The organism is Larkinella ripae (assembly GCF_054780775.1).
In genome coordinates this window covers 1,024,162-1,036,592 of record NZ_BAAGVR010000022.1, presented here as the reverse complement: position 1 = coordinate 1,036,592, position 12,431 = coordinate 1,024,162, and the positions used below count along the sequence as shown (strand labels likewise).

At 56.7% G+C, this 12,431-nt stretch carries 9 protein-coding genes; 1 reads left to right on the top strand and 8 read right to left on the bottom strand.

Annotated elements, in window-relative coordinates; all coding sequences use genetic code 11:
* Positions 1–3: 3 nt before the first annotated feature.
* The 4 genes from ACYVHX_RS17265 to ACYVHX_RS17250 all read right to left on the bottom strand — a co-directional run bounded on the left by ACYVHX_RS17265 (position 4) and on the right by ACYVHX_RS17250 (position 6,749).
* The gene (locus ACYVHX_RS17265; protein ID WP_460672910.1) at positions 4–624 is read right to left on the bottom strand and encodes a hypothetical protein; all 621 of its coding nucleotides are present in this window, start codon (positions 622–624) and stop codon (positions 4–6) included.
* A gap of 12 nt (positions 625–636) precedes the next feature.
* Positions 637–1,881 carry an efflux RND transporter periplasmic adaptor subunit gene (locus ACYVHX_RS17260; protein ID WP_460672909.1) on the bottom strand — a complete coding sequence of 415 codons (1,245 nt, stop codon included), beginning with the start codon at positions 1,879–1,881 and terminating at the stop codon, positions 637–639.
* Entirely contained in the window at positions 1,878–6,323 is a 4,446-nt protein-coding gene (locus ACYVHX_RS17255) for a CusA/CzcA family heavy metal efflux RND transporter (RefSeq protein WP_460672908.1), read from the bottom strand. Before ACYVHX_RS17255 ends, ACYVHX_RS17260 begins: the two co-directional genes overlap by 4 nt.
* A 99-nt stretch (positions 6,324–6,422) precedes the next feature.
* The gene (locus ACYVHX_RS17250) at positions 6,423–6,749 is read right to left on the bottom strand and encodes a DUF6660 family protein (protein WP_460672907.1); all 327 of its coding nucleotides are present in this window, start codon (positions 6,747–6,749) and stop codon (positions 6,423–6,425) included.
* A 315-nt stretch (positions 6,750–7,064) separates the two neighbouring features.
* On the opposite strand from ACYVHX_RS17250, the gene gcvP reads away from it, so the two are divergent.
* Positions 7,065–9,947, top strand: a complete 2,883-nt coding sequence (gene gcvP, locus ACYVHX_RS17245; protein ID WP_460672906.1) for an aminomethyl-transferring glycine dehydrogenase — start codon at positions 7,065–7,067, stop codon at positions 9,945–9,947.
* Between the two features lie 101 nt (positions 9,948–10,048).
* Here the strand turns inward: gcvP and ACYVHX_RS17240 are convergent, their stop codons facing one another.
* From ACYVHX_RS17240 to accD, 4 genes are read right to left on the bottom strand one after another with little or no spacing between them, the layout of a single operon-like run.
* The gene (locus tag ACYVHX_RS17240) at positions 10,049–11,026 is read right to left on the bottom strand and encodes a radical SAM protein (protein WP_460672905.1); all 978 of its coding nucleotides are present in this window, start codon (positions 11,024–11,026) and stop codon (positions 10,049–10,051) included.
* A gap of 5 nt (positions 11,027–11,031) precedes the next feature.
* A complete protein-coding gene (locus ACYVHX_RS17235; RefSeq protein WP_460672904.1) occupies positions 11,032–11,289 on the bottom strand; it encodes a DUF2442 domain-containing protein in 258 nt (85 codons plus the stop codon).
* 1 nt (position 11,290) lies between these two features.
* A complete protein-coding gene (locus ACYVHX_RS17230; protein ID WP_460672903.1) occupies positions 11,291–11,521 on the bottom strand; it encodes a DUF4160 domain-containing protein in 231 nt (76 codons plus the stop codon).
* Positions 11,522–11,530: 9 nt separating this feature from the next.
* Complete coding sequence (gene accD / locus ACYVHX_RS17225; RefSeq protein WP_460672902.1) at positions 11,531–12,373, bottom strand: acetyl-CoA carboxylase, carboxyltransferase subunit beta; 843 nt, start codon at positions 12,371–12,373, stop codon at positions 11,531–11,533.
* Positions 12,374–12,431 lie beyond the last annotated feature (58 nt).

Genomic DNA, 12,431 nt, shown 5'->3' with positions numbered 1-12,431 from the left:
TGGTTACAATTCAATGAAAAAGTTGAGAATGCCGAGGGCAATCAGAATGCCGCCGGTGATCTGTTTTTCGTGGTGTTCGAGCCAGTGCCAGTGCAATTTCGCCAGTCCCCGAAACGACAGAGCCGTCAAGCCAACCATGCACCCAATCGTGACGATGGTGTAGGCAATGCTCAGGGTGGCAATGGCGGACCAGCCCAGCGTTCCGGCGGTGAAGAAGAACGTTTCGATTTCCAGGCAGGGCGAAAGCAGCATCGCGACGGCCAGGGTACCGATGATGGCGGGTTTCGACCGGCCGGACAGCCCGCGCGGAACGTGTTCGTGGGCACCGTGCGGATTGTGGACCGCGAAATACACCAGCCCCATGAAAATCAGGATCAGCGACGCAATCCAGCGGGTTTGCTCCTCCAGCCGCTCGGACAATTCAACCCCAATCGCGCCGATCAGAACGCCCAGAATAACCGTACTGAGCGTGTGAAAAAAACCGCTCAGGGCCGCAACGCCCAGCGTTTCGCGCAAAGACCAATTCTCGCTGCGCCCGATGAGGGCCACCGGGAGCCAGTGGTTCGGGATGGCCGCGTGAACGGCTCCGAGCAGAATACTACCAACAAGCAGATTAAACAACATTTCTTTTCGGGATTAATGAACGTGACCGCCGGCTTCTTCCGAATTATTCAAAACCGAATGCAGGTCGTAGGCACCGGCAATTACCAGCTGCGCGTCTTTTTTGACCGTCGGTGGCAAGGTTACGGCCTGAAAACCGTTTTCGCTAATTCCGGCCTGCACCGCAACGGGCCGAAACTGGTGGTGAACGGTGCCTTCGTGTTCTTCTTTCCCTTCATACACAAACACCTGCGAACCCGTTCCCGTTTTGATTACCGCCCCTTCCGGCAGAGCCGGTTGCGGGGCCGACTGCGTTTCGATCAGCGCTTTCAGAAACGTGCCGGGGCGCAGTTGGGCGTCCGGTTTTTCGAGGGCGGCAAAAACCTTTACGGTTCGGTCTGCCCCGGTTTCGCGGTTGATGTACCGAATCCGCCCGATGCGTTCCCGGGCTGCCGGGCTGCCGGGTTCGCCAATAATGGAAAACCGCACCCGCTGCCCCACCTGCACCCGCGCAATATCGCCTTCAAAAACCGTCAGCTCGGCGTACAGCCCCGTGGTATTCATCAGTTCAAACAGGATGTCGTTCGCGTTGACGAAGCGGCCCCGGTTTACGTTGACTTCGGTGACGGTTCCCGTGATGGGCGACCGGACGGCAACGGTTCGGGTAATTTTCCCCTTTGTCAGTTCATTCATCGGGACGCCCAGCAGGGCCAGTTGCTGCCGGAGTCCCTCGGCCCGCGACCGCAGAATTTTCACCTGCGACGTTGCCTGCTGGAACGTTTTGAGCGTACCGACGTTCTCGCGGCTTAGTTCGCGCTGGCGTTCGTATTCCTGCTCCTGAAATTCAAGCTGGCTGGTGGTTTCCAGAAATTCCTGTTGCAGCCGGATAAACTCCGGATTTTCGAGCACCGCCAGCAACTGCCCCTGTTTGACGGCCTGGCCGGGCAAGAGCGGGGTGGAGGTCAGAATGCCGCCGTAGGGCGTGGAAACCGACACCTGTTGCTGGGGCGGTACATTGATAACCCCGTTCACCCGGATGAGGTTACTCAGCGTGCGCTCTTCCGGACTGCCAAGCTGGATGCCCACGGTTTTGAACTGCTCGTCGGTCAGCTCGACGAGCCCTTCGGCGTGTTCTTCGTGCCCGGTCTCGTGTTTCTCACCTTCTTCGTGCTGGTGTTCCTGCGTTTCGGTGGCCGCATCGCCCTGGCGTTTGCAGGACGAAAAAACCGTGCCGGTTGCCAGCAGCAGGAGAACTAAGTTGATTTTCAGGCTATATTTCATGGTTCGGTGCTTCCCAGGAGGTATTCAAGGTGGATGATGGTTTGGTTCAGCGTGTTCAGGGCGGCCAGATAGCCCGTCTGAATGGCGCTGGCCGTTCGGAGGTTTTGGAACAGTTCGATGTAACCAATCTCCCCGGCGCGGTACGCCCGGTCGGCCTGCTGCCGAATCAGCGTGGCCTGTGGCAGGGCCGATTCTTCGTAATAAGCCAGCGTCTCCCGGTTTTTCTGATGGGCTTGCAGGAGCTGGGCAAAAGACCCTTCCAGGTTGCGCCGACGGGCCGTTAGCTGGGCTTCGGTTCGTTGTTGCCCCAACTCGGCCGCCCGAACCCGCGCCCGCAACGGCTTGGCGACAATCGGAATCGAAATGCCGACCTGCCCGTACGTAAACCGGTCGACGCCCGTGTAAAACCGGTCGTTTCCGTTGATCGTCTGAATGCCCCGAAGCGACTGATTGACCACGTTGAACGAATAGTCGGGCTTCAGCCGCGAGCGTTCCACGTCGGTTTCGCGCCGGGCAATTTCGATCTGCTGCTGCAACAGGGCCACTTCTGGATTTTGGGCCAGTGCCGCCGAATCCGGCAGGCGGAGCGCGCGGGTCGTTAGCACCGAATCCGTAATCTGGGGCAGTTGATCGGTGCCGAGCAGCGTTTGCAACCGCCGGGACTCGATCTGCTGATCGGCCCGGTTCTGAATAAGGATCATCCGGATTTGCCGCGCTTCGACCTCGGCGGCTGTTTGTTCCAGCAAAGACCCTTCGCCCGTGCGTCGCCGAACCCCTGCCGCCCGCACGACGGTCGTCAACAGGCTGTCCTGCCGGACCAGCTCCCGGTGGAGCGTTCGCAAATACACCAGTTCGTAATACGCGGCTTTTACCTGAAACGCCAGCTCCTGCCGGGTGACGCGGCTTTCGGCTTCGGCCCCGACAATCCGGGCGTCGGCCAGGGCTTTCTGGCTCCGGAGCAGGCCCGGCGCGGGCAGCCGTTGCCCGATTTGCAGCGATTGATCGACGTAGCGGCTGTTGTATTGCCCCGCCGTCACCACAATGTCGGTTTTGTCGATGGCCCGGGCCGTACCGCTCAGCGCCTGCTGGTAATCCTGATTCAGCGTCGAAACCCGGATCTGCGGATTGTGCTGGAAGGTTTGATTCAGCGCTGTTTCGAGCGAAAACGGACTCAATGGCGAGTTGGCCTGCGCGTAGCCGGACGTTGGGAAAGCGCTCAGGCCCAACGCCAGCAATCCCAGCAGCGGCCACCAGCCCGTGGCCACGGTTTTGGCGGTAGGAATCAGGGACTGATCCCGTTGGCCAAACCGTTGTTCGACCAGAAAATACAGCACCGGGAGCACCAGCAGGGTTAGTAAGGTCGCCGTGATCAGGCCACCGATAACGACCGTAGCCAGCGGTTTTTGAACTTCGGCCCCGGCCGTGTTGGACAAGGCCATGGGCAAAAAACCGAGCGAAGCCACCATCGCCGTCATCAGCACCGGCCGGAGCCGGATTCGGGTTGCCTGAAAAATTGCCTGCTGCAGGTTGCTGACGCCGTTGCGTCGCTGGTAATTGAATTCGGCGATCAGCACGATCCCGTTCAAAACCGCCACGCCAAACAGGGCGATAAAACCGACAGCCGCCGAAATGCTGAACGGCATCCCGCGCAGCCAGAGCGCCAGCACTCCGCCGATGGCCGCCAGCGGAATGGCCGTAAAAATCAGCAAGGCTTGCCGCATGGAATGGAAGGTTAAAAAGAGCAAAAGAAAGATAAGGCCCAGTGCCACCGGAACCGCCACCTGCAACCGGTTCTGGGCGTCGAGCAGGTTCTCAAACTGGCCGCCGTAGGTGACGTAATACCCCGTCGGAAACTTGATTTGCTGGTTGATTTTCTGCTGCAATTCGGTGACGACGCTTTCGACATCGCGCCCGCGAACGTTAAACCCAATCGTTAGCCGTCGTTTCGCGTCTTCGCGCTGAATCTGGTTGGGACCGGGCATGAGCTCGACGGTGGCCACTTCCGAAAGCGGAATGGGTGGGCCGTCGGCGCTGGCCACGGTCAGCCGTTGTACATCGTTGATGCTCCGGCGGTTTTCGCCCGCCAGCCGAACGACCAGATCAAACCGCCGTTCCCCCTCGTAGACGAGTCCCGCGCTTTCTCCGGCGAAGGCCGTGCTGATGGTCCGGTTGACGTCCTCGACCGACAGACCATAGCGGGCCAGCGCTTCGCGGTCCAGTTTTACCACAATCTGCGGCAGGCCCTGCACCTGTTCCACGTATAAATCCGTGGCCCCGCTGACGCCGTTGACCAGCCCGCTGATGCGTTTGGAAAGTTGGGTCAGTTCGTTGAGGTCTTCACCGAACACCTTCACGGCTACGTCCTGTTTGACGCCCGAAATCAGCTCGTTGAAGCGCATCTGAATCGGTTGCTGAAACCCGAACGTGACACCCGGAATGGATTCCAGCGCTTCGGCCATTTTGCCGGCGAGTTCTTCGCGGTTCGCAGCCGAGGTCCATTCCGGGCGGGGTTTGAGAATAACCATCAGGTCGGCGGCTTCGATGGGCATCGGGTCGGTCGGGATTTCGCCCGCGCCAATCTTGCTGATTACTTCTTTGACTTCCGGAAACCGCTGAAGCAGAACCCGTTCGGCCTGCGTGGTTTTGGCAACGGTCTGGCTCAGCGACGAACCCGTCAGAACGCGGGTTTCCACGGCAAAATCACCTTCGTCCAGGGTCGGAATGAACTCACCGCCCAGCGTTGTAAACAGCCATCCCGCACCCAGCAGTAGCAAAACCGCCACCGACAGCACCACGGTTTTCTGACGCATGACGCCCTGAAGAATTGGCTCGTACAGGCGGAGAAAAAAGTCCATCATCCGGTCGGAAATGGTCCGTTGGGCCGCGGTTTGTTTGTTCAGCACCAGCGCCGACATCATCGGTACGTACGTTAGGGAAAGAATGAAAGCACCCGCAATGGCAAAACCAACCACCTGTGCCATCGGCCCGAACATTTTGCCTTCAATGCCCGACAGCGCCAGAATGGGCAGGTAAACAATCAGAATGATGATTTCGCCGAAAGCCGCCGAGGTGCGAATCCGGCTGGCCGATTCAAACACTTCTTCGTCCATCTCCGATTGGGAGAGCACGAAGGGGGACTGGCTTCCCGTTCGCTCGTTCGCTCTCTCGCTCGTTCGTTTGTGCAAATGGTGCAGCGTGGCCTCGACGATGATGACGGCCCCGTCGACGATCAGCCCGAAGTCGATGGCACCCAGGCTCATCAGGTTGCCCGATACGCCAAAAGCCTGCATCATACCGACGGCAAACAGCATCGACAGCGGAATGACCGAGGCCACAATCAGTCCCGCCCGCCAGTTGCCCAGAAACAGAATGAGCACGAAAATAACGATCAGCGCCCCTTCGATCAGGTTGCGGGTAACGGTATTGATGGCCCGGCCCACCAACTCGCTGCGATCCAGAAATGCGTGAATATCGACGCCCTCGGGCAGCGTTTTGCGGATCTGCTCCATCCGGTTTTTGACCCGCCCGATGACCTCGTTCGCGTTTTCGCCTTTCAGCATCAGCACCAGCGCGCCCACGGCTTCCCCCTGCCCGTTGCGAGTCAGGGCACCGTAGCGGTTGGCCGAACCGTACTGAACGGTTGCCACGTCGCGGATCAATACGGGAACGCCGGTTTCCGTCCGGCGAATCACAATCCGGCCAAGGTCGGTCAGGTTGCCCACCAGACCTTCCGAGCGGATGAAGTAAGCACTCGGTTTTTTGTCGATGTAGGCGCCCCCGGTGTTCTGGTTGTTGCGCGACAAGGCCGTGAACAAATCGCTGATCCCAAGACCGTAGGAGCGAAGCCGGTCGGGGTCGATGGCAATTTCGTACTGCTTCAGCAACCCGCCGAAACTGCTCACGTCGGCCACCCCGGGCGTTCCCAGGAGCTGCCGACGGACCACCCAGTCCTGCAGGGTGCGCAATTCGGTGGGTGAATACTGCTCGGTAAAACCGGGTTTGGCGTAGATAACGTACTGGTAAATTTCGCCCAGGCCCGTGGTTACCGGAGCCATTTCGGGTTCGCCGGTTCCCGCCGGAATCTGGCTGCGGGCGCTCGAAAGCCGTTCGCTGATTTGCTGGCGCGCCCAGTACAGGTCGGTTGATTCCCCAAAAACGATGGTGACGACAGATAATCCAAAACGGGAAAACGAGCGGATTTCGGCGATTTCGGGAATGGTCGCCATCGTTTGCTCAATCGGAAACGTAATCAGTCGCTCGACTTCCGGAGCTGCCAGCGCGGGCGAGCGGGTAATGATCTGGACCTGATTGTTGGTGATATCCGGCACGGCGTCGATGGGGAGCTGACGAAGCGAAAAACCGCCCCAAATCACCAGTCCCAGCGTCAGCAGGCCAATAATGAGTTTATTCTGAATGGAAAATCGGATGATGGAATCCAGCATACCGGTGGAAAATTAAGATAAGAGATGAGTAACGCCCGGAATCAAAGGCGGGCGATGCAACCCGGTTGCACAGAACCGATTGGGCGCAGGTATCCTATCTCAGCCGATTTGGGGTGGTTGCCAGTACGAAAGCGGGGTCGTTGGCAGGGTGGGCACGAAGGCTTCGTACCGGGGGGAGGTAAACGAAAAAGCCGCAAAGGCAAACTGAAAATCCTGACCGGGCTCTAAAACCGTGCCGCAGCAGGCACAACTGCAGAATGGCGAGCAGGCATCTCCGCCTTCCGCGCACCCATCGTGCTGGTGGTGATCGCTGGAAACCGTGGTCACCTGCTGGTCGGCGCGCACCTTCAGACCTCCGTCGGCGCAGGGCAGGACGGACAGAAAAAGCAGGTGGACGCTCATCAGCAAGCAAATCAGGGACTTCATAGGGCAAAACTATCCGAAAAAACCGTGCAACAGGTAGTCAAAAACGGTTTTTAATTTTCGATACCTGCCAACTTTTGCCGTCCCTTATCCCGCACCAGCGACCGGCTGACCAACACTGAAAAAGGCCGCAGTCCAACCCGGAAGCAAAAAAAAGCAGCCGGGGCAGGTCCGATTCGTCCGGGTCGGGCTTTCGGCGAAATGAGTTGAACTAAGTCGGGATAGGGTCTGTTGCCTGTAATTAAGTACGCGCGAAACTTATAATTTTCGTAATTTCGTAAATTCATCGAATTGTCCCTTTTGGTTACAACTCCATCAATGAAGCTCAATCTCAGCTACCAGGAACGTTTTGACGATCGCCATAACGGTTCCGACGTTTCTCAAACCAATGCCATTCTGAAAACCATCGGCGTCGCTTCGGTGGATGAACTCATCGAACAGACGGTTCCGGCGCTGATCCGGCTTGAAAAACCGCTCGATCTGCCAGCTGCCAAATCGGAGCACCAGTTTCTGGCCGATTTCAAAAAACTCGCTCAGCAGAATAAGGTCTATAAATCCTATATCGGTACGGGGTATTACGACACCATTACGCCGAACGTTATTCTTCGCAACATCCTGGAAAATCCGGCCTGGTATACGGCCTATACGCCCTATCAGGCCGAAATCGCCCAGGGCCGATTGGAAGCGCTGCTGAATTTTCAGACGGTGGTGATTGATCTGACCGGTATGGAAATCGCCAATGCGTCGCTGCTCGATGAAGGAACGGCGGCTGCCGAAGCCATGCACGTTCTGTTTGCCCAGCGTCCGGCGGCTAAAAAATCGGCGATGACCTTTTTTGTGTCGGACCGGTGCCACCCGCAAACCATTGACGTGATCAGAACCCGCGCTACGCCCCTGGGTATCAAGGTGCAGGTAGGCGATCACCTGCACGTCAATGTGACGGCCGATGAACTGTTCGGGATGCTGGTGCAATACCCGGCTTCCGACGGCGAAGTGTTTGATTATACCGATCTGATTGCGGCCGCGCACGAGCATGCGGTTTTTGTTGCCGTTGCTGCGGATTTATTAAGTTTAACGATGCTGACTCCGCCCGGTGAAATGGGCGCGGATGTGGTCGTCGGTTCGTCGCAGCGGTTTGGCGTTCCGATGGGCTACGGCGGTCCGCACGCGGCTTTCTTCGCCACGAAAGAAGCCTTCAAGCGTCAGATTCCGGGCCGGATCATTGGCGTTTCGGTCGATGCTCAGGGAAATCCGGCCTTGCGAATGGCCCTGCAAACCCGCGAGCAGCATATCCGTCGGGAAAAAGCAACCTCGAATATCTGTACGGCGCAGGTGCTGCTGGCCGTAATGGCGGGCAGTTACGCGGTGTATCACGGTCCGCAGCGGCTGAAGGCCATTGCGGAGCGCGTGCACGGGTTAACCAAATTGTTTGCGACGGTTTTACGCTGGAACGATTATAAAATTCAGTCCCAGAATTACTTCGATACGGTTACGGTTGAGGTCGATGATGTGGAATCGCTGCGGAAATCGGCCCGGACGGCGGGCGTCAACCTGCGGTATCTGGACGATGAGCGGGTCAGCGTTTCTTTTGACGAAACCAAAACCGTGGCCGATGTGGCGCAACTCCTCGACGTTTTCGGCGTTTCCGGCGATCTGGAAGCGGCTACCGAAACCCTGTCGATCAACTGGCCGGACCGGCTGGTTCGGAAATCGGCGTATTTGACGCACCCGGTTTTCAACACGCACCATACCGAACACCAGATGCTGCGGTATCTGAAGTCACTGGAAGAAAAAGACCTTTCGCTGGTGCATTCCATGATTTCGCTCGGTAGCTGTACGATGAAACTAAATGCAACCGCCGAAATGATTCCGGTAACTTGGCCGGAGTTTGGGGGTTTGCACCCGTTTGCGCCGAAAGATCAGGTGGGCGGTTATCAGAAACTGGTGGACGATTTAAGCCGCTGGCTCTGCGAAATTACCGGTTTTGACGCCGTTTCGCTGCAACCCAACTCGGGTGCGCAGGGCGAATACGCCGGTTTGATGGTGATTCGGGCCTATCACGAAAGCCGGAACGAAGGCCACCGGAATGTCTCGCTGATTCCGTCGTCGGCACACGGTACCAATCCGGCCAGCGCCGTGATGGCGGGCATGAAGGTCGTTATCGTGAAATGCGACGAGCGCGGTAACATCGATGTGGACGATCTGCGGGCCAAAGCTGAACAGTACGGCAACGACCTGTCGTGTCTGATGGTGACGTATCCGTCGACGCACGGGGTTTTTGAGGAAACCATCAAAGAAATCTGCGAGATTATTCACGAACACGGCGGGCAGGTGTACATGGACGGCGCGAACATGAACGCCCAGGTGGGCCTGACGAGTCCGGCAACCATTGGGGCGGATGTTTGCCACCTGAATCTGCACAAAACCTTCTGTATTCCGCACGGTGGTGGCGGCCCGGGCATGGGTCCGATTGGCGTGGTGGAACATCTGGCGCCGTTCCTGCCGGGCAATCCGATGGTGGAAACCGGCGGCAAACAGGCCATTCATGCCATTTCGGCGGCACCCTACGGATCGGCCAGCATTCTGACCATTTCGTACGCGTACATTGCGATGATGGGGGGGGAAGGCCTGACCAATGCGACCAAAACCGCCATCCTGAACGCCAACTACCTGAAAGCACGGCTGGAAGACCATTTTCCGATTTTGTATACCGGGAAAAACGGTCGTTGTGCGCACGAAATGATTGTGGATTGCCGGCCCTTCAAAGCGGCTGGTGTGGAAGTGGAAGATATTGCCAAGCGGCTGATGGACTACGGTTTTCACGCGCCGACGGTTTCGTTTCCGGTGCCGGGCACGATGATGATCGAACCGACGGAATCCGAATCAAAAGACGAACTCGACCGGTTTTGCGAAGCCCTGATCAGCATTCGGGCCGAAATCCGGGAGGTGGAAGAAGGCAAGGCGGACAAAACCAACAACGTGCTGAAAAATGCACCCCATACGGTGGGCGTTTTTATCGCTGATGAGTGGGATCGTCCGTACAGCCGCGAAAAAGCCGCTTTCCCGCTGCCATACGTCAAAGCCCGTAAGTTCTGGCCGAGCGTCAGCCGGGTCGACAACGCCTACGGCGACCGGAACCTGGTTTGTGCGTGTCTGCCAACGGAAGAATATGCCACCGAAGTAGCGGAGACGGCATCCTGATCCGCGTAGTTCCGACTGATACAAAAAACGGCATCTCGCTAAGCCAATTGGCTTAGCGAGATGCCGTTTTTTATAAGAATGTTCTCGCGGAATCCTAGAGGTCAGAAAAGTTGCTTCCAGGTACCTTTGATGCGGTTATATTTCAAGGTGCTGGGGAGGGCTTTCCACCAGTAGCGGTTCATTTCAACGGCGAACGAAGGCTGCATGTAGCAATTGATGGCGCAACCTTCGCAACCCGGCAAGCGGCCTTCCAGCGCGATGAGTTTCTGCACTTCCTCGGAGCGGTAGAGATTGTATAAATCCCCTTCAATCGGGAAGTCTTTCAGGCCCAGGTGATAACAAGGCAACACCAGTTTGTTTTCGGGTGAGATCACCAGCGTGGTGCTGCCCGCCAGACAAACCGGGTCGTCGACGTGGTTGCCGCCGTCGCGCCGGAGCTGAATGAAAGCATCGTTGAGATACACATTTTTCTGCTTGCCCCACCAGGTCATGTCCTGCAGGGATTTTTCCGAAAAACCGCCCCCGGTTTCGACCTCGTTGTACTCAAAAACCGGGTTCAGGATCAGCACCAGGCCGTTGGGCAGGCAGATTTCTTCGTGCAGCTGCTTGATCTGGTGAATGTTGTGTTCAAAAACCGTAAACAGAATGTCGGGCCGTTCGCCGAGCTTCCGGGCGATGGCGATGGATTCCATTACTTTATCGAAGCATTTCACACCCCGCGATTTGTCGTGCTCTTCCGCAATGGGAGAATCCAGCGAAAAATGGAGCATATCGACCAAACCGTGCAACCGTTCGGCGTATTTGGGATACAGCAGACCGTTGGTGGTAATCGTTGTGATGAGGCCAAGGTCTTTGGCTTCGCGAAGCAGCGTGTCCAATTGACGGTGCAGCAGGGGCTCTCCGCCCGTAAAATCGACCACCCGGACCCCGAGTCGTTTCAGATCCCGCAGGTTGTCCCACACGTTCTCCGGCGTCACGTAAGGTGAGGGCCGCTCCCAGATATCACAAAAACTACAGGTCGCATTGCAGCGATAGGTGATGTAGTAATTGCACAAAACCGGGTGGGAGACAAGGCGCATGAAACTTACTGTTTTTGAGCAGGATTATAAAGGAGCATTCCTTCCGCGGATAAATCTTCGTCAATTTCCTCCCAATGGACGCCATAACCGCCGGCAATCAAACGCCAGTCTCGGCGCTGATTAGCACTGGCTTTTGCTAATCTTGGAAACCAGATCAGCGGGCTCCCAATGGTTCTGCCGTCCGTCAGGTCAAAATAAACTTTCTCGGTGTCGAACCAGACAGAACTGACTTTCAGGCTTTTTAGCAAGGTTGCCGTGTCCATCTCAATTAAAGTAGCTTTTCCATTTCAAAATGAATTCCTGCTGCCGTTCCTGAATAATTGCTTCCGCTCTTTTCAATTCCCTGGCTTTCATTCCTTCACTCTTTACCAGAAAAACCGGAACCAACGTAAACTTAGCCGCGGCATCACCTTTTTCAACGTGGACGTGCAACGGTTCGTGTTCGTTGCTGAAAAAGAAAAACCGGAAGCCATCCTGCACCCAAATGGTAGGCATAGCCGATTATTACTGCAACATTTTAAACAGGGTCGTCAGTTTGTCTTTCAGATCTTTCCGATCGACGATGAAATCCAGAAAACCGTGTTCGAGCACAAATTCGGCGCTCTGAAAGCCTTCCGGTAGGTTTTTACCGATGGTTTCGCGAATGACGCGCGGCCCGGCAAAACCGATCAGGGCGCCCGGTTCGGCAATGTTAAAATCGCCGAGCATCGCAAACGAAGCCGTCACACCACCCGTAGTGGGGTCGGTCAGCAGCGAAACATACGGTATTTTTTCGTTGGCCAGCAGCGCCAGCCGGGCCGAGGTTTTGGCCATTTGCATCAGCGAATAGCCGGCTTCCATCATGCGGGCACCGCCCGATCGCGAAATCATCAGGAACGGCGTCCGGGTTTTGATCGAATGATCAATCGCCCGGGCAATCTTTTCGCCCACCACCGATCCCATCGAACCGCCAATGAAGTTGAAATCCATGCAGGCGATGGTAACATCCACCTCGTTCATCTTCCCGTAGGCCGACCGAACGGCATCGTTCAGGTGCGTTTTGGCAATGCTGGCCTTCACCCGCTCCGGATACGGTTTGGTATCCACAAACTTCAACGGATCGGCGGAGGTCATGTTGGCGTCCAGTTCGGTAAACGCACCCTCATCAAACAGAAGAGCGAAGTACGCATCCGAGCCAATTTTCTCGTGGTAGTTGCAGTGTACGCAGGTATAGGCATTGAGTTTATGCTCCCGCGTATGCATAATTTTCTTGCAATTCGGGCATTGGTACCACAAGCCGTCCGGCGCTTCGCGCTTCTCTTCGGTTGGCGTGTTGATCCCTTTTTCTTTACGGATAAACCACGACATAAGGTGTCAGTCTCCAGTTAACAGTTCGTAATCAATTGCTTTACGGATAAAGCAGGGG